The sequence below is a fragment of the Cryptosporangium sp. NPDC051539 genome (assembly GCF_044454545.1).
Taxonomy (GTDB): domain Bacteria; phylum Actinomycetota; class Actinomycetes; order Mycobacteriales; family Cryptosporangiaceae; genus Cryptosporangium.
The window spans coordinates 228,212-246,781 of record NZ_JBITDV010000008.1 but is presented as its reverse complement, the minus strand read 5'-3'; the positions used below and the strand labels follow the sequence as shown (position 1 = coordinate 246,781).

Genomic DNA, 18,570 nt, shown 5'->3' with positions numbered 1-18,570 from the left:
CGGTCACAGGGCCAGGTTCTGCAGGCGTACCTGGCCGCGGGCGACGAGCCGCTCCTGTTCGTCGCGGGTCTCGACGACCCAGACCTGCTGCGTGCGGCCGCGGTGCACGGGGGTGGCCTTGCTCATGAGCTTGGCCCCGTCGTTCGTCGGGCGGTAGAAGTCGGTGGTGTTGGACGCGCCGACGACCTTGCCCGTCTCGCCGATCCACACTGCGGCCCCGGTGCTGGCCAGGCTCTCGACGACCGCGCAGTGGACGCCGCCGTGCAGGATGCCGTAAGGCTGGAGCAGATCGGCCCGCACGGTCCAGCCGGCGGAGACCTCGTCGGCCGTCACGGTCTCGAGTTCGAGCCCGAGGAACTTCGCGAACGGGCCGAGATCATCCATGGTCAGCATGCCGATCAGACTAGGTGCAGGAAATGTCGGTGGTCGTGACTAGGCTCGGGGTGTGAGCCAGACCGCCTCCCGACTGCTTCTGCTCGATGGCCATTCGCTGGCCTACCGCGCGTTCTTCGCGCTGCCGGTGGAGAATTTCTCCACGACCACCGGCCAGCCGACGAACGCGGTGTACGGCTTCACGTCGATGCTGATCAACGTGTTGCGCGACGAGCAGCCGACGCACCTCGCCGTCGCGTTCGACGTGTCGCGCACGTCGTTTCGCACCGAGGCCTACGCGGAGTACAAGGCCGGGCGCTCAGAGACGCCGTCCGACTTCAAGGGCCAGGTCAGCCTGGTCCAAGAGATCCTCGACGCGCTGAACGTCCCGTTCCTGAGCGTCGAGAACTACGAGGCCGACGACATCCTGGCGACGCTGGCGACCCAGGCCAACGCCGCCGGGGCCGACGTCCTGATCTGCAGCGGTGACCGAGACGCGTTCCAGCTCGTCAACGAGCACACGACCGTGCTCTACCCGCGCAAGGGCGTCTCCGACCTGGCGCGGATCGATCCCGACGAGGTCGTCGCCCGGTACGGCGTGCCGCCGTCGCTCTACCGGCACCTGGCCGCGCTGGTCGGCGAGTCGAGCGACAACCTGCCCGGCGTCCCGAAGGTCGGGCCGAAGACCGCGGCGAAGTGGCTCACCCAGTACGGCTCTCTCGAGGGCCTGGTCGAGCACGTCGACGAGGTCAAGGGCATGGCCGGAGAGAATCTGCGCACCCATCTCGCCGACGTGCTGCGCAACTTCCAGATCAACGAGCTGCGCCGTGATCTCGAGCTGCCGCTGGGGCTGGCCGACCTCGAGCGCAAGTCGTGGGATCGCGAGAAGGTCCACCAGGTCTTCGACACGCTGCAGTTCCGCGTGTTGCGTGACCGGCTCTACGCCACGCTCGAGGCGGCCGAGCCCGAGGCCGATTCGACGATCGAGGTGGCCGGCGAGCTGCTCGGCCCCGACACGGTGGCGCCCTGGCTCACCGCGCACGCCCCGGCCGGCGTCCAGACCGGGGTGGCGTTCGGTGGCACCTGGGGCCGCGGCACCGGTGAGCTCACCGCGGTCGGCGTGGCCGGTGCCGACGGCGCCGGGGCCTGGTTCGACCCGACTCAGCTCACCGCGGCCGACGAGACGGCGGTCGCGGCCTGGCTGGCCGACGAGAGTCGCCAGAAGGTCGTTCACGACCTGAAGGGCCCGCTGCTGGCGCTCACCGCCCGCGGCTGGAGCATCGAGGGCGTCAGCGCCGACACCGCGCTGATCGCGTACCTGGTCAAGCCCGACAACCGCACGTACGACCTGGCCGACCTGACGCTCCGGTACCTCCGACGTGAACTGCGCGCGGAAGGGCCCGGCGACGGTCAGCTCTCACTCGACGGCCTCGACGAAGACGCCGAGAAGAAGCACCTGATGGAGCGGGCGCAGGCGACGCGCGAACTCGCCGAGGCGCTGGTGGCCGAGCTCGACCAGCGCGGTGGCACCGCGCTGCTCACCGGCGTCGAGCTGCCGCTGGTGGCGGTGCTGGCCGAGATGGAAAAGGTCGGTATCGCGGCCGACACCACGCACCTGGCCGATCTGGAGTCGCACTTCGCCGCCGAGGTGAAGGCCGCCGCGCAGGCCGCGTACGGGGTGGTCGGGCGCGAGTTCAACCTCGGGTCGCCGAAGCAGCTGCAGGTCATCCTGTTCGACGAGCTCGAGCTCCCGAAGACCAAGCGGATCAAGACCGGCTACACCACCGACGCCGATTCGCTGCAGTGGCTCTACGCGCAGACCGAGCACCCGCTGCTGGAGCACCTGCTGCGTCACCGGGACGTCGCGAAGCTGAAGACCACGGTCGACGGGCTGCTCAAGACCGTGGCCGACGACGGGCGTATCCACACCACGTACAACCAGACGATCGCGGCGACCGGGCGGCTCTCGTCCACCGACCCGAACCTGCAGAACATCCCGGTGCGCACCGAAGAGGGCCGGACGATCCGCAAGGCGTTCGTCGTGGGGGAGGGGTACGAGACCCTGCTCACGGCCGACTACAGCCAGATCGAGATGCGCATCATGTCGCACCTGTCGGCCGACCCGACGCTGATCGAGGCGTTCACGTCCGGGCACGACTTCCACGCGGCGACGGCGGCGAGCGTGTTCGGCGTCGAGCCGGCATCGGTCAACGGCGAGCAGCGCAGCAAGATCAAGGCGATGAACTACGGCCTGGCCTACGGCCTCTCGGCGTACGGGCTCTCGCAGCAACTCGGCATCACGACCGAAGAGGCCCGGGCGCTGATGACCGACTACTTCGAGCAGTTCGGCGGTGTGCGCGACTACCTGGCCGAGGTGGTCGCGCGGGCGCGCGGCGAGGGCTACACCGAGACGATCCTCGGCCGGCGCCGGTACCTGCCCGACCTGACGAGCGACAACCGGCAGCGTCGCGAAATGGCCGAGCGGATGGCGCTCAACGCCCCGATCCAGGGGTCGGCGGCCGACATCATCAAGGTAGCGATGCTCGCCGTCGACCAGCGTCTGCGCCAGGAGGGTTTGCGCTCGCGTCTGCTGCTGCAGGTGCACGACGAACTGGTTTTCGAGACCGCGGCAGGTGAGCGGGAGGCGCTCGAGGCGCTGGTGAGGGATGCGATGGGAGCGGCGTATCCGCTGGACCTACCCCTGGACGTGAGCGTCGGCGTAGGCCGCACCTGGGATGACGCCGCCCACTGACCCAACGCGGAGGTGCCGGGCGGCCGGGGCCCGGCGGCGGCCTGGCCTGGCGGCCGGGCTGGGCGGCCGGGCAGCCGGGCCTGGCGGCGGGGGTCGGGCCGGTGACGGCGCGGGGCGGGGCCGGATGGCGGGGAGGGGCCGAGCGGGGCTCGGGGGGTCGGCGGGGGCGGGCTCGGATGCCGTGCGCGCGGGGCTAGGTGGGTTGGTCGATCGGGAGCCATCCCCCGGCCGGCCGGGGGTCTCCGGCGGCTGCGGATCGCGCCGCGTCGTGCGGTGGCCGGTGGCCGGTGGGTCCGGGCGGGGGTGGTCGGTGGTGCTGTGGGCGGCGCTGGCGATCTGCGGCGGGTGTGCGTGGTGGCGGCCGGCCGGTGTGGTGTGCAGTGGCATCGGCAGCCTTCGGCCATGCGCGGTGGCATTGGCAGCCGTGGGCAGTGGCAATTGGCGGTCTTCGGCTGTGGACGGTGGCACTGGCAGCCTTCGGCCTTGCGTAGTAGCGCGGGCCGATGGGGCTGCGGGCCGTTGGCTCCGCTACGCGGCGGGGTGGCGCGCCCGGCCCAACGGTCTGAATCGCCACGAGCATCGCCAGCACGCGTGCGCACACAGTGCGATTCAGGTCGCCGCCAAAGCCACCTTCCGCGAAACCCGCACCGGGCCTCGCGCCGGCATGGAGTGCAGCGCCCGGCGCGACAGGGGCGTGCTACCAACCCCTGGCCACGATCGGCGCGGCGGTCGACACCACCGAGCGTGGCGCCTCCGCACCACCGGGCTGCCAGCCGGATCACGGGTGTTAGCGGCATCCAGGGCCGGGTGCCAGGCGCGGTGTGGCACCGGGTGGATGGCGGATCGTCCATGCCCTGACACGGAGGATCTTCCATCCACCGCGCGAGCGACAGGGAGATCTTCCGTCCACCCGCGCGGGTGCGGCACGGAGAAGCCGGCGTCCACCCGCGGGAGTGGCCGGAGGATCCGACGGGCGGGCGGTCGCAGGGGACCCCTCGCTGAGGCGGGCTGGTAGCGAACCCCCGGAGCTAGCGGAGGCCTTCCAGGACTCGTTGGGCCTCGTTGTGATAGGCGGTCGACACCAGCACGTCGTAGCGCCCCGCGGCCAGCGAGCTGCGGGACGCGAAGTCGCGCTGGCCGCCGGTGAGCGAGTGCGCGACCAGAGCGAACACCGCGCCCCAGACGGCGCCGATCACTACCGCGGTCAGGATCAGCGCGATCCAACCGCCGAAGCTGTTGTCGGTGAACAGCCCCAGCAGGAGGCCGAAGAACAGGCCGAACCAGGCTCCCGAGCCCGCGCCGGCCGCGGCCGCCTTGCCGAACGTCATCCGGCCGATCACCTGCTCGACGAGCCGCAGATCGGTGCCGATGATCGTGGTGTGCTCGACCGGGAACTTCTGGTCGGACAGGTAGTCGACGGCACGCTGGGCGGACAGGTAGTCGCCGTAGCTCGCGAGCAGCGTCCGGTCGACGTTGTTCACGGAGTCGGTCGGCGGTCCGGTAGGGATGGTCATCTCGAACTCCCGGGCAGTACTGACCAGCGCGGCGGTCTGCACGCTGCGCCGCCCGTATACCCCTGTGCCGAGCAGCTGAATCGGCCGTTACGGCACTGTGACCAGCAGTGTCGTGCCGTAACTCACCGTCACGGCGGAGCCGGGCTGGGCTGCGTCGTGTTGGGCCGCGCGGCGGTGGGTGCGCTAGGCCACCGGTGCGGGGAGCGGTAGCGGCGCGGTGGCTCGCGACCTTGCCAGCAACGCCGCGACCAGCACGCTTCCCCACGCGGCCGCCACCGCGACCACGGCTGTGTGTGTCAGCGAGTACGGGCGCCACGCCAGCACCGCGCCGACCTCCAGCAGCGCCGCCGCCCACAGCGGCGACGCGATCCAGCGCGAGCCGCCCGCGATCCGGGCGGTCAGCAGGAGGTTCACGAGCGCCCAGCCGGCACCCGCGGCCGCGAACAGCCAGACCTCGCCGGCCAGCCCGGCGTACTCACCCTTCCCGGCGACCGCGACCGCGAGACTCCCGAACAACGCGCACGCCCCGACCGCCACCAGCCCGACGAACCCCACCACGAGCATGCTCAGCGGCAACGCCCGCCGGTGCCCCTGCGCCAGCCGCGGCAGCGCCACCACTCCCACGACCTGCGGCGCCCAGTAGGCCGCGTTCGTCAGGATCGCGCCGACCGCGTACTCGCCGCTCACCTCGGCCGGCAGCACCGCCCGCGCCAGCAGCAGGTCTGCGTTCACCAGTGCCAGCATCGCCAGCATCGCGCTGCACGCCCCGAGCATGTCACCCATCCGCGGCGACCCGGCGGAACGCACCGAACGCACGGGCCTCGACAACACGTAGGCCGCCACCAGCGCCAACCCGCCCCCGATGGCCACGCCGAGCATCGTCGTGAACGCGCTGCGACCCACCAGCAGGCCGATCAGCCCGCCCCCCGAGCGTCCGAAAGCAACGACGCCGGTGAGTACGGCGAGCCGGCCGAACCGCTCCGCGCCCTGCAGCAACCCGAGGTGGATCCCGGCCGCGTTCAGCGGCCCGACCGCGGCGGCGAGCGCGAGCGCCGGCCACAGGCCCGGCAGGTGCAGCACGGCGGTGATCACCGGCGACGCGAGAGCCAGCACCGCGGACGTCGCCACCGACAGCCGGACGCCGAGCGTCACCAGGCCGGCCGGGTCGGTGTCACCCTTCGCGATCCGGACCGCGGCCGCGGTCTGGGTACCGACCTGTAAGACGGTGGCGACCGTGAGCAGCGCGATCAGCGCCCCGAGCGCGCCGTTCTCACCCGCGTCGAGCAGCCAGTTACCGGAGAGCCGCAGCCCGTACGCGAGCACGTTCGCGGCCATCGCGGCGGCCGCGACCAACGCGGCTCCCGCGGCAAATCGAACTGCTCCCGTCTGCGGCGACGACATGTGGCTCCCTTGCACGACGCGTCCGGATACGGTGAGGGTGCCAGCCTAGCTACTGGCGGGTAAGTTTTGGGGCGGTCTCGGACAGGTCGGAGGGTGCGTGGCGCGCGGTCGTGCCGAGCACGTGCTCGCCGCGGTGCTGGCCCTGCTCGCGCTGGCTCCGGTGCTGAGGCCCGGCTACGTGCTGGCCTACGACATGGTGGCGACGCCACGGGTGCCGTTCACCGCGGCCGCGCTCGGCTGGGGCGACGGGTTACCGCGAGCGGTCCCGCAGGACGCCGTCGTCGCGGTGCTCACGTCCGTGGTGCCGGGGTGGGTGGTGCAGGTCGTCGCGCTGGTCGCGGTCGTGTGGGTCGCGGTCGTGGGCGCGGCCCGGCTGGTGCCGAGCGATCGGGTCGCGGTCCGGCTGGTGGCGGGAGCGGCGTACGGGTGGAACGCGTACGTCGCCGAGCGACTCCTGATCGGACACTGGGGGTTATTACTCGGCTACGCCGCGCTCCCGTGGATCGTCCGTAGCGCCCGGGCCGCCCGTGCCGGCGCCCACCCCGCGCCGGTGGTCCTCTGGTCCGCGCTCGCCGCGCTCACCCCCACCGGCGGCCTGCTGGCCGCGATCACCGCCGCGGTAGTCCTCTGCCGCCCCGCCGCCCACCCTCCGGACCCCGCCGATCCGGACGCAGCCAATTCGGACGCCGCTCTAACGGACCCCGCCGATCCGGACGCCGCTCTGACGGGCGCCGCTCTGACGGGCGCCGCTCTGACGGGCGCCGCCTTGACGGGCGTCGCCGTGACGGACGCCGACCTGACGGACCCCGCCCCTCCGGACGCCGCTCTGACGGACGCCGGTCAAACGGACGCCGCCCTGACGGACGCCGGTCAAACGGACGCCGCCGTGACGGACGCCGGGCGGCTCCGGGATCGGGCGCGTCCGCTCTGGGTGCTGGCGGTGGTCGCGCTGAACGCTCCCTGGGTCGTGGCCGGGGCAATGGCGAAGGTCAGCGCGGTGTCCGACCCGGACGGGGTCACGGCGTTCGCGGCCCGGGGCGAGAACTGGTCGGGGACGCTCGGCGCACTGCTCGGGCTGGGCGGGATCTGGAACGCCGAGACGGTCCCGGCCAGCCGCACGTCGGTGGCCGCGCCGCTCGTCACGCTGTTGGTACTGGCCATCGCCGCCGCCGGACTGCGCCCGCTGCTGGCCCGCTGGGGCCGCGGGCCGGTGATCGCCGCGTCCCTCACCGCGGCCGGTGGCATCGTGATCGCCGCAGCCGGTGCGTTCCCGGTCACCCAGGGCCTGCTCGGCGCCCTCGTGGCCCACGTGCCCGGTTCCGGTCTCCTCCGGGACGGCCAGAAGTTCCTGGCCCCCTACGCCCTCCTCCTGGCCGTCGCCTTCGCGCTCGGCGCCGACCGCCTGGCCGCGCCCGTCAGCCGCTTGGCTGCCCACGCCAACCGCCCGGCCGCGCCGGTCGACCGCCCGGCCGCGCCCGTCAATCGCTTGGCCGCCCACGCCAACCGCCTCGTGGCCGCTGCCCTCACGGTCGCGGCCGTCGCCTTCCCCGTGCTCGCGCTGCCCGACCTGGCCTGGGGCGGCGCCGGACGGCTGCACTCGGTGCAGTACCCGGACGACTGGGACCGCGTCGCCGCCGAGCTCGCCCGGGACCCGCACGGCACGCTCGCCGTCCTCCCGTTCTCCACGTTCCGCGCCTACCCGTGGAACGGCGACCGCACCGCGCTCGACCCCGCCCCGCGCTACTTCCCGGTCGACGTCGTCGCCGAGGACGCCCTCGTGGTCGGCACCGCCACGGTCTCCGGCGAGAGCCCCCGAGCCGCCGCCGTCCGCGACGCGATCGCCCGGAGACGGTCCCTCGTCACGGCCGGCATCCGCTGGATCCTGATCGAGCGCACGACCCCCGGCGACGCCCCGGCCAGTGCCCTGGCCGGTTACGACCAGGTCTGGCGGGGCCCCGACCTGGTGCTCTACCGGGCCGACCCGGCCCCGCGGGTCGTCGAGCGAGCTGAAACGGTGCGGAAGGCCGCCGTACTGGCCGGTTACGCCCTCGCGCTTGGTGTTCTGCTCGGAGCCTTGGCATCATGGGCCCTCCCTCGGCGGGACTAGTCCCCCAACTAGTATTTTCGGTTTCCCGCCCTCGCATCGGGTACAAGACTTCCCGAGCGCAGCTACTGCTTGGTAACGTCACCCCCGCGTCATATTGGAAGGAGCCGTAATGAGCTCGTTTCTCTCGATCATCGTGGCGGCCGTAGTCGGCGTCGTACTCGCGGTGTTGACCACGATCGGGATCGTGAGTGTCACTAAGCAGTCGCCTGAGAACACACCGGCGGTCAGCAAGCCGCTGGTGCAGTACGGGCACCGCTAAGCCTGCTGACCAGCAGATTCGTGGGTCAGGGGTCGGCCCGGCCGTCGTCGTGCGACGATCGCCGGGCCGACCCCTTTCTCGATTGAGGACGGTCGGGTGGTGACTGTCCGTGCATCCTCGCGGCGGCCTCGGCTCGGTGGCGACATGAATTGCGCGAAGCATTTTTAGCGTCCGCATTACAATTCGGCGGCGACAGTTTTGAATTTCGACGCGCAGGCACCCGAATGTATTCGGGCCGGCAGCGACCGACCGCGCAAAGTATCCGTGACTTAACTACGAGTGATCGACAAATGGGACACCTGGTACCGTTCGGTTCCACAACGACCGAGCGGTGGTGTCAACAGGTGATCTCGTCTACCAGCGCCGCAAATCGCTTGCCGGTCTCGTCCCAGGTGAAACGGCCGGCGTGCGCACGGGCCGCCTCACCCATCGCTGCCCGTAACGCGGGATCGTCGACCAGCCGGGCGCAGTACGCGAGGAATTCCTCCTCGCTGTCGGCGAGGAAGCCGGTCTCGCCGTCGATGACCGACTCGGCGACGCCACCGGCGTTGCGGAACGCGACGGCGGGCGTCCCGTGGGCGGCGGCCTCGATGACCGAGAGCCCCCAGCCCTCCTTGAGCGACGGCACGAGCATGGCCCACGACTGCGCGAGCAGGCGCCGCTTCTCGTCCTCGTCGACGAACCCGGCGAACCGCACCCGGTCGGTGATGCCGAGCCGGGCCGCCTCCTCGCGTAACGGCTCCAGCCACCAGCCCTGGCCGGCCACGACCAGCCGGATCTCGGGGAACCGCTGTACGGCCCGTAACGCGACCTCGACGCGCTTGTGCGGCACCAACCGTCCCAGCACCAGCAGTGTCGGCGTGGACGCCCGGGGCGCCGCGACGCGCGACGGGGGCGGCGTCCCGTTGTGGATGATCGTGATCCGCTCGGCGTCCACGCCCAGCTCGGCGAGCTCGTTGCGCGTCGACTCGGAGACCGCGACGTACCGGCAGCCGCGGTGCACCCGCGGCGACAGCCAGGACTCCACCCACCACCCGAACCGGGCCGCCATCGGACCCAGTACGACCCGCCACTGCTCCCGGTGCACGTGGTGCACGAGCAGGACGACTGGCGATCGCGCATACAGCCGGGACAGGAACGGCAGCCCGTTCTGGACGTCGATCACGACCCCGGGCCGGCCGAGCCGCCCGCGTAAGTACTCCCAGGCGGCCCGCGCGTACACGGTGTGCCGCCCGCCCCGCCGCAGGATCCGGACGCCGTCCGGTGTGGTCTCCTCGGCCGCGCCGTGGGAGTGTGCGGCGCACACGATCGTTACCGCGTGACCCCGCCGGGCCAGCGAGGCGGCCACCTGCTCGGCGTACAACTCCGAGCCGCCGCCTTCGGGATTGCGAAGATCCCGCCAGTTCAAAATGAGTACGGCGGGTAGAGCAGCGGTTTCCACCACGCGTCTCCCTACCAATCAGTAACCTGTGCCGCGACACCGTACGACACTTGGCCCGTCCGGAGGGACGAATCGCGTTGATCGACGTTTCAGGGAGCTCGACCGGCATCGCGGCCGACGGGCGCCGACTGATCGTGCCACCGCCCGGTACGTTCCGTCGCTCGGTCGAACTGTTCAAGGCGTTCCGGGTCGAGCAGACCGACCCCGACTACTTCTACGGGATGCTCGCGGCCGACTCGGCGCGCCAGGTGAGTCAGTACACCGACCTCACCGGCAAACGGCTGCTCGACGTCGGCGGTGGCCCCGGCTACTTCGCCGACGCGTTCCGCCGAGCCGGCGCTACTTACGTCGGAATCGACGCTGACCTGGGCGAACTCGCCGCGCGTGCAGAGCCGGGACCAGACACGGTGCTGGGCAGCGGCATGGCGTTGCCGATCCAGACCGGTGCGATCGATGTCTGTTACTCCTCGAACGTCCTCGAACATGTCGACAAACCGGAACTCATGGCCGACGAGATGGTCCGGGTGACGAAACCGGGCGGAATCGTCTATCTGTCGTACATGCTCTGGTGGGGCCCCTTCGGCGGACACGAGACCGCGCCCTGGCATTACCTGGGTGGGCACTACGCGGCCCGCCGGTACGCCCGCAAGGAGGGCCATCCGCCGAAGAACGTGTTCGGCGAAAGTCTGTTCAGGATCACCGCGGCCAGGATGATGCGCTGGGCCAAACAGCGCCGCTCCACCGGTAGGGTCGAGGTCCTCGATATCGTCCCGCGCTACCACCCCGACGGCGCCAAGTGGGTGGTCCACGTGCCTGGTGTACGGGAGATCGTGACCTGGAACCTCGTGCTCGTGCTGAGGGTTCGGTGACCGCCACCGCGCTCACCGGTCCTGACGACACGTCCGAACAGCGCGTCCCCGACGCGCCGAAACCGCCTGCGCCGCCCACGGTTCGCCGGCTGCGCCTGATCGGCGTCGCGCTCGCGCTGGTCGTCCTGGCCTTCCTGCAGAAGCCCGGCGAGATCGCCGCCGACACCAAGCTCGACCTCGTCGTCGACCCGCTGGCGTTCCTCGGCCGCGCGTTAGGCCTCTGGGACCCGACCGGGTACGCGGGCCAGCTGCAGAACCAGGCCTACGGCTACCTGTTCCCGATGGGGCCGTTCTTCTCGCTCGGCAACCTGCTGCACGTCGACGCCTGGATGGTGCAGCGGCTCTGGTTCGCCGCGCTGCTGGTCGGCGCCTGGGGCGGCACCTACCGGCTGCTGAACGCGCTGCGGATCGGCACGCCGACGGTCCGGGTCATCGCCGCGCTGACCTACGCGCTGGCGCCCCGGATGCTCACCGAGCTCGGCGGCGTCTCGGCCGAGATCATCCCGTTCGCGGTGGCGCCCTGGGTGCTCGCGCCGCTGGTGCTCGGTTCCCGCCGCGGCTCGCCGCGCCGCGCCGCCGCGGCGTCCGGGGTGGCGTTCCTGTTCGTCGGCGGTATCAACGCGGCCGCGGCGATCGCGATCCTCCCGCTGCCGGCCTGGTGGCTGCTGACCCGCGAGCGCGGCAGACGCAAGAACGCGCTGATCCGGTGGTGGGTGCTCGCGATCGGGCTCGCGTCGCTCTGGTGGGTCGTCCCGCTCCTCGTTCTCGGTAAGTACAGCCCGCCGTTCCTCGACTGGATCGAGTCGAGCGCGTACACCACGTCCGCCACCGACCTTCTGGACGCGTTCCGCGGCACCACGCAGTGGGTGGCCCGCATCGCCGGGCCGGACGGCCCCGAGTGGACGGCCGGCTGGGTGCTGCTCACCGCGCCCGCCGCGATCATCGCCACCGTGCTGGTGGCCGCCGTCGGCCTGATCGGCGCCGTCCAGCGCAGCAACCCGCACCGGCTGTTCCTCGGCGGTGGCCTGATCATCGGGCTGGCGTTGATCACGTTCGGACACACCGGACCGGTCACCCCGCCCTGGGCGCCCTGGGCGCAGGACATGCTCGACGGGCCGCTCAGCCCGTTCCGCAACATCCACAAGTTCGACCCGATCATCCGGCTGGTGCTCGCGGTGGGCCTGGCCCACCTGCTCGCCGCGATCCGGCCGCTGCGGGGCATTCAGTTGCGCGACCTCCCCGTCGCCGCGCTGCTGCGCGTCGCGGTCGCAGCGACGCTGCTGGTCAGCGCGGTCCCCGCGGTCAGCGGCGACCTCGTGAACCGGTCCCGCCCGACCGAGTACCCGACGTACTGGGCCGACGCCGCCGACTGGCTCGGCGCCAACGCCGGCGAGAGCCGCGGCCTGGTCGTCCCGGGCGCGCCGTTCGGCCTTTACTACTGGGGACGCACGAACGACGACGTGCTGCAGCCGCTGGCCAAGAGCGGCTGGCTGGTGCGCGACGGCGTCCCGCTCAGCTCGGCCGGCAACATCCGGCTGCTCGACGCGTTCGACCAGCTGCTCGCCGACGGCCAGCCATCGGCCGGTCTCGCGACCGCGCTGGCCGGCGCCGGCATCGGGTACGTCGTCGTCCGCAACGATCTGGACTGGCGGCGGGGCCGCGCCACGCGTCCGGAACTGGTGCACGAAGCTCTGGACGGATCACCCGGCCTCCGGCGGGTGAAATGGTTCGGGCCGGAGCTGACCGCGGCCGGTGACCTGGTCGACCGGAAGCTCTACGATCCGAAGATGGCCGCGTACCACGCGGTCGAGATCTACCAGGTCGGCGATGCGCCGGCGACGGTCCGGAGCGTGCCGCTCGACAACGTGCTGCGGATGGCCGGCGGTCCCGAAGCCACGCTCTCGCTCGCGGAACAGGGGCTCGCCGTCGGACGGCCGACCGTGCTGGAGGGCGACGACCAGGTGCTCGGCGACTCGGTCGGCACGCCGGTCGTCACCGACACGCTGAGACGGCGGGAGGTCAACTTCGGCGAGGTCCGGCACAACGTGTCGGCCACGATGACGAAGAACGAGCCGTACGTCGGCCGGCGCTCCGCCTACGACTACCTCAACAGTGACGACCCGTCGCTGCTGACCGTCGCGCGGTACACCGGCGTCTCCGGTTTCCGGGCGTCGTCGTCCGGCTCCGACGTGGATGCCGCGGTCTCGCACGATGCCGCGCACGCGCCCTGGTTCGCGGTGGACGGCGACCAGCACAGCAGCTGGACGACCGGCAGCCCGGGCGCGATCGGCCAGTGGCTGGAGCTCGACTTCGACCACCCCGTCGACCTGAGCCGTTTCGCGCTGCAGTTCGACGGTCAGATCAAGCTCGGCCCGCTGCCGACGCAACTCGACGTCACCACCGACCGGGGCACCCAGCGGGTCGCGGTGACACCGGACGGGAAGCCGCAGAACGTGGCGGCGCCCCCGGGCACCACCCGCAAGCTGCGGCTCACCGTGCGCGCGGTCGACGGCGACCCGGCGAAGGCCGGTGGCGTCGCGATCGCCGAGATCACGGTGCCGGGCGTCAAGCCGACCCGGACGCTGGTCACCCCGCGGGTCACCGGCACCGACCCGGCGATCGTCGTGTTCCGCGCCGCGACCAGCGGGCACGGCGACTGCCTGACCTTCGACGACCGGCCGATCTGCCTGCCGGGCCTGTCGACGCCGGCCGAGGAGCCGACCGGGATCGACCGGACGTTCACGCTGCCCGCCCCGGCGTCCTACGCGGTCACGGTCACCGGCCTGCCGATCTCCGGCGCGGCGCTCGACGCGCTGCTCTCGCCGGGCGACGGCGCGGCGACCGCGTCCAGTGCGGACACCGGGTACAACGACCCCAGGACCCGGCCGCAGGCGGTGTTCGACGACGATCCGACCACGGTCTGGATCGCCAAACCCGGGGTCCGGGCACCGGCGCTGACCGTCGCACTCCCGAAGCGCCGGACGATCACCGCCCTGGAGATGGACCTCGAGCCGACCTCGACCGTGGCGCCGCCGCGGTACGTGCAGGTGACCTCGAACGAGGGCCAGATCCAGGTCCGCCCGGTAGTGCCCAACGGCCGGACCAACACGGTGAAGCTCGACAAGCCGATGAGCGGGACGTCGTTCGGCATCCGGATCCTCGAGACGACGCCGTCGGTGACGACGAACGCGGCGAACGGACTGCAGGAACTGCTGCCCGCCGGCATCGGTGAGCTCCGGCTGATCGGAGCCGAAGACCTCGTCAAGCCGGTGCCCGCGAACAAGGTCGTCGAGCTCGGCTGCGGCCAGGGTCCGGAGCTCGCGATCGACGGCTTCATCGTGCAGACCCGGGTGGTCGGCCCGGCGACGTCCGCCACCGCGGACGCACAGGGCAACGGCGCCGGGCAGCGGCCGCTGACCGTGGGCGACCTGCTGGAGGAACGCCCGGTCAAGGTCGAGCCGTGCTCGCCGAGCGGCTCGGCCGCCGGGCAGCCGGCGGCCGACCTCCAGCTGTCCGCCGGTGAGCACCGGATGCAGCTGATCGGCAACGACGCGCTCCGGCCGGTCTCGGTGATGCTCGCGCCGCTCGGAGCGACCGGCATCCGGTCGACCCAGCGGACGGCGGACGTCCGGAACTGGGGTTCGACCTCGCGCAGCGTCGACCTCGGCCCGTCCGATCAGCCGAGCCTGCTGGTCGTGCCGGAGAACTTCAATCGTGGCTGGGTCGCGCACCTGGGCGGGCAAGACCTGGTGCCGATCCGGGTCGACGGGTGGCAGCAGGCCTGGGTCGTGCCGGCCGGTGACGGCGGCACGGTGCAGCTCAGCTATCGCCCGAAGTGGGTCTACTGGGGCGGTCTGATCGCCGGGCTGCTCGCGGTGCTGTTGCTGCTGGCGCTGTGGCGGTCCGGACGTCCGGCCGGGCGGACGGTGCCGGCGACGGCGAAGGCCGGGACGCCGGAGGCACTCGAACCGGTCGAGGCCGGTCGGCTGCCGCTGGCCCGGCGGTTGCCGCTGGTGCTGCCCGCGCTGATCGGGGGGCTGCCCGGGCTGATCGGGACCGTCGTGCTCTGGGTGGTCGTCCGGCGGTTGCGCTGGGGGAACGTGCTGGTGCGGTGGCTCCCGCTGGTGGGCGCGGCGGCGCTGGTCGCGGCCGGGATCGCGGGTGCGGTCCGGCCGTACGCGGGCGACCACGAGCCGTGGGCCGACACCTGGTGGGTGCAGGCGTTGTGTCTGGCGGCGATCGTGATCGTCGCGGTGGTCGCCTCGCATCCGTCGTCGGCCGAGGACGCTCCCGAGCTCACCGAGGACGACAAGACCTGAGGCCCAGGCCCCGGGCCCCCGACCCCGAGGGCCCCGGAGACCCCGGGGCGTCAGCCCCGGGGCGGGGGGATCCGGGGGATCGGCTCGGTGGTGCGCTCGGACTCCGGAATCGGGTCGGCGGACGCGGCCTGCGGGGGCACCCACGGGCCGAGCGTCACCGGCTCCTCGTACCAGGCGACCGGAGCCGCCGGTGGCGGTGCGGCCTCCGCGTCAGCGGGCCCGCCGGTCTCCGCGTCAGCGGGTACGGCGGCACCCGCGTCAGCGGGTACGGCCCGCTCCTCGGGCGCGGTCGCCGGCGGCTGGGCGTCGCCGGGCGATCCGAGGTCGGTCGCGCCCCGACGGGTGCGGCGGCGGACGTAGTTCTGCGCCGGACGCTCGAGCACCCGGTAGCTCACCCACGCCGCGAGCACCGCACCGAGCACGGTCAGCGGGAACAGCGTGCTGAACCCACCGCGGAACAGCTCCAGGTTCAATGCGTCCACCAGCGAGAACATGATCACCAGGTGGAACAGGAAGACGCCGTAGCTGATCCGGCCCAGGAAGAGGACCCGCTTGTCGGCGAGCACCGCCCGCAGCGGATGCGTCCGCCCGTCCGCCGGCGCCGGAGACACCAGCGGCAGCAGCATGAAGAACGCGGTCGCCCCGTAGAGGAGGTGCTTCGCGATCCACTGCGAGGTGGTGGCCGGGGCCAGCGTGTACGGGCCGGCGACCGGCGTCATCGACAGGACGAACAGGATGCCGGCGATGATCCAGCACGAGCCCGGCGCCGCGGTCAGGTCCTCGACGAGTTTCCGCAGCCGGGGCCACACCCCCGCCGACGCCGCCGACGGCAGGCAGGCCAGGATCATGCCGAGCGCGAACCAGTCCAGGTAGGCCGGCAGCCACTGCAGCGCGAGCTGCTTCTGCAGCGTGGCGCTCTGGTGGATGAGCAGACCCCAGATCGGTCCGGCCGCCAGCAGGAGACCGAGCGCGATCGTCTGGCGCTTCATGATCCGCTTCGGACGGCGGCCCTTCAGCGAAACCGCCGCGATCAGCGGGAGCACCAGGTAGAAGGACATCTCGACGGCCAGGCTCCAGATGTGCGTGAGCGCCTGGTGCGGGTTGTCGCCCAGATAGATGTGGGTGAGCGTCGCGTATTCGATCCAGTCGGTCCACGTCGTCCGCTGGACGCCGAAGCCGACCGTGTGCTCCCACGGGCGAACCAGCATCGTGATCGCGAGCAGGGCCCAGTACGCGGGGAAGATGCGGGTGAACCGCCGCATCAGGAACGGCCGCGTGGCCGGCTTCGGGCGCAGATCGACGGCGGCCTCGACGAACGGCCGGTAGAGCAGGAAGCCCGACAGCAGGAAGAACAGCGTCACACCGAAGTCGAGCCGGGCCAGGAACGGCGCCCAGAAACCCTCTACGGCCCGCCCGGTCTGGAACCCGGCGTGCGTCCCGACGACGGCGAACGCGGCCAGCGCGCGCACGCCGTCGAGCACGTCGAGATGGCCACCGGCTTTGGCGCGGAGCGTCGCGGCCGTCACAGGGCCGGCTCCGGACGTCCGGCCTTCGCGGCCAGGCACAGGGCGGCGGTGGGGTCGGTGCTGGTGACCACTACCCGATCGAAGCCCCTGTTCGGCGTGCCGAGCATCAGCGACGTGAACGCGCCGGTCGTCAGCGTCACCTCGGAGAACCGGCGTGGGGCGAACGTCGTCGCCCCGTCGGCGAGCCGGACCGAGACGCTCGTGGGCGTCTGCGTCAGGTAGTCCAGCCGGAGGAACCCGTCCGGGTGCGGGATCTTCTTGTCCAGCATCACGGTCACCGATCCGACTCCCCGCAACGGATGTGCGCATAACACGCCGGGCTGGTCGACACTGGTGGCTTCCTCCACGAAACGGGCCGGGAGCAGATGGCCGCCCTGATCGAACATCAACATCGGTCCGGACGCATCGTCCCATCGGACGTCGGCCGGTAGATGCCGTTCGACCGGGCGGAAGACGTCCGAGACGCGCCGGTTGCCACTGATGAAGTTCGCGACGGTGCCGGCCACATAAGTGTCGAACACCGAGATCGGGCCCTTCGCCGTGTTTCGGTCGAGGTCGCGGAGCGCGGTCGTCATGTAGTCCCGCACCGGGTTCTCCACCCAGCGCTTCTCGAACTCGCTGACGGTCGTGCCGTAGCTCACGGCGTAGGCGAAGACGGCCACCACGAGTCCCAGCCCCACCGGTCCGAGCGCGCGATGGTCCGGTGGCGGTGGAGCGTCCGCCGCCGGTTGGCCGGTCTTGGCCGCGGGCCACAGGCCCGAGCGGCCTCGGGCCGCGACCGCCACCGGGTCGGGGACGACGACCAGCAGCAGCTCGGCGAGCACGAGCGCGATCGTGATCTCGGAGAGGTAGTGGAAATTCCGGGCCAGGATCACGCCGACGTAGTCGTACCGGCCGGCCGCCAGCAGCACCGCGGTGCCGGCGAGCACCGTCGCCGGGAGGAGCCAGGCGCGCAGCGCCCACCACCCGTTCCGGCGGACCGCCACCACGCACAGCACCACGGCCGTGACCTGGCCGGCGATGACGGCGATCGCGCCGGGAGCCGACGCGCTGTAGTAGACGTTGTCGAGCGAGAACCAGGTCCACGGCCCGCCGATCGCCGCCGGGGCGATCGAACCGGTCCAGGCATCCGAGAAGAGGTCCCAGATGGCGCTGAGCGACGGGGTCTCGCGGGAAGACGCGTAGTCGCCGGTCAGGAACACGACCGCGAACGCGACCATCGGCAGGAAGTAGACCAGCCAGGCGGGCCACGAGCGGAGCAGCGCGCGCAGGCGTGCGCGCAGGCCGCCGCTGCTCAGATAGAACAGCGTCAGCATCGGCGCCAGCGCCACGCTGAGTGCCGCCTTCTCCCAGAACACGACCGCGAGCAGCACCCCGAGCGCTCCGAACGCCGCGTACTTCAGCCGGCGGGTGGCCTCGTATCGGACGTGCATCACCAGCAGCAGGAGAATGCCGATGTGCGTGGGCAGCAGGTTGACGCCGCTGGAGAGCGAGAGCAGCGAGGGCACCAGCAGGGGTGAGAACGCGTAGAGGCCGACGCCGATCGCCGCCGTCCGGCCGGGGCCGAACAACAGGGCCAGCAGGTATGCCATCAACAGCGTGGCGATCGTCTGCATCACGATCCGGGCCAGCATGGTCGAGTCGTTGTCGTACGGCGCGAGGTAGGCGCTGATCCAGTAGAAGGTGCGCAGGCCCGGGGTGAGGTGGTCGTTGACCGGGAGCGTGAGGTAGTCCCACCCGAACGGATGCCGGGCCGCTTCGGCGGTCATGTCGATGTCGTCGAGGTAGAAGTACCCGGCGACCCCTAACGCCCCGATGACGACGCCGTGCACCGCGGCGATCGCCGCGGTCACGAGCGCGTACGGGTGGAGTGCTCTCGCTCCACCCAAGTGCCGGCTCGGCTCCCCGTGTGTCGGTGCGGCCGGCACGTACGTCGTCATTTCCTCACACACCGTCCTCGTTGACGCTCTCTACCTGCGGAGTTAATCGCGAAAAACTGCTTCGAGGGAA

At 71.7% G+C, this 18,570-nt stretch carries 11 protein-coding genes; 5 read left to right on the top strand and 6 right to left on the bottom strand.

Going from position 1 to position 18,570, the window contains the following annotated elements:
- Positions 1 to 3: 3 nt before the first annotated feature.
- Entirely contained in the window at positions 4 to 384 is a 381-nt protein-coding gene (locus ACIBZJ_RS25385) for a PaaI family thioesterase (RefSeq protein ID WP_395934106.1), read from the bottom strand.
- Between the two features lie 61 nt (positions 385 to 445).
- On the opposite strand from ACIBZJ_RS25385, the gene polA reads away from it, so the two are divergent.
- A complete protein-coding gene (gene polA, locus ACIBZJ_RS25380) occupies positions 446 to 3,124 on the top strand; it encodes a DNA polymerase I (RefSeq protein ID WP_395933641.1) in 2,679 nt (892 codons plus the stop codon).
- Positions 3,125 to 4,152: 1,028 nt separating this feature from the next.
- Here the strand turns inward: polA and ACIBZJ_RS25375 are convergent.
- Both ACIBZJ_RS25375 and ACIBZJ_RS25370 read right to left on the bottom strand, forming a co-directional pair.
- On the bottom strand, positions 4,153 to 4,638 hold the full coding sequence (locus ACIBZJ_RS25375) for a general stress protein (protein ID WP_395933640.1): 486 nt from the start codon (positions 4,636 to 4,638) through the stop codon (positions 4,153 to 4,155).
- Between the two features lie 183 nt (positions 4,639 to 4,821).
- Positions 4,822 to 6,039, bottom strand: coding sequence for a polysaccharide biosynthesis protein (locus tag ACIBZJ_RS25370; protein ID WP_395933638.1), 1,218 nt, complete (start codon positions 6,037 to 6,039; stop codon positions 4,822 to 4,824).
- A gap of 97 nt (positions 6,040 to 6,136) precedes the next feature.
- Between ACIBZJ_RS25370 and ACIBZJ_RS25365 the strand changes: the two genes are divergently transcribed.
- Entirely contained in the window at positions 6,137 to 8,146 is a 2,010-nt protein-coding gene (locus ACIBZJ_RS25365; protein WP_395933636.1) for a hypothetical protein, read from the top strand.
- Positions 8,147 to 8,255: 109 nt separating this feature from the next.
- The gene (locus ACIBZJ_RS25360) at positions 8,256 to 8,405 is read left to right on the top strand and encodes a DUF2613 family protein (protein ID WP_395933634.1); all 150 of its coding nucleotides are present in this window, start codon (positions 8,256 to 8,258) and stop codon (positions 8,403 to 8,405) included.
- A gap of 337 nt (positions 8,406 to 8,742) precedes the next feature.
- Here the strand turns inward: ACIBZJ_RS25360 and ACIBZJ_RS25355 are convergent, their stop codons facing one another.
- Positions 8,743 to 9,849, bottom strand: a complete 1,107-nt coding sequence (locus ACIBZJ_RS25355; protein ID WP_395933632.1) for a glycosyltransferase family 4 protein — start codon at positions 9,847 to 9,849, stop codon at positions 8,743 to 8,745.
- Between the two features lie 47 nt (positions 9,850 to 9,896).
- On the opposite strand from ACIBZJ_RS25355, the gene ACIBZJ_RS25350 reads away from it, so the two are divergent.
- Both ACIBZJ_RS25350 and ACIBZJ_RS25345 read left to right on the top strand, forming a co-directional pair.
- Positions 9,897 to 10,715, top strand: coding sequence for a class I SAM-dependent methyltransferase (locus tag ACIBZJ_RS25350; protein WP_395933630.1), 819 nt, complete (start codon positions 9,897 to 9,899; stop codon positions 10,713 to 10,715).
- The gene (locus ACIBZJ_RS25345) at positions 10,712 to 15,034 is read left to right on the top strand and encodes an alpha-(1->3)-arabinofuranosyltransferase (protein ID WP_395933628.1); all 4,323 of its coding nucleotides are present in this window, start codon (positions 10,712 to 10,714) and stop codon (positions 15,032 to 15,034) included. Before ACIBZJ_RS25350 ends, ACIBZJ_RS25345 begins: the two co-directional genes overlap by 4 nt.
- Before the next feature lie 50 nt (positions 15,035 to 15,084).
- On the opposite strand, the gene ACIBZJ_RS25340 is transcribed toward ACIBZJ_RS25345, so the two are convergent.
- Both ACIBZJ_RS25340 and ACIBZJ_RS25335 read right to left on the bottom strand, forming a co-directional pair.
- Positions 15,085 to 16,560: an acyltransferase family protein gene (locus ACIBZJ_RS25340; RefSeq protein WP_395933626.1), complete on the bottom strand. Its 1,476-nt coding sequence runs from the start codon at positions 16,558 to 16,560 to the stop codon at positions 15,085 to 15,087.
- The gene (locus ACIBZJ_RS25335) at positions 16,557 to 18,500 is read right to left on the bottom strand and encodes a hypothetical protein (protein WP_395933624.1); all 1,944 of its coding nucleotides are present in this window, start codon (positions 18,498 to 18,500) and stop codon (positions 16,557 to 16,559) included. The genes ACIBZJ_RS25340 and ACIBZJ_RS25335 overlap by 4 nt, the downstream gene beginning before the upstream one ends.
- Positions 18,501 to 18,570 lie beyond the last annotated feature (70 nt).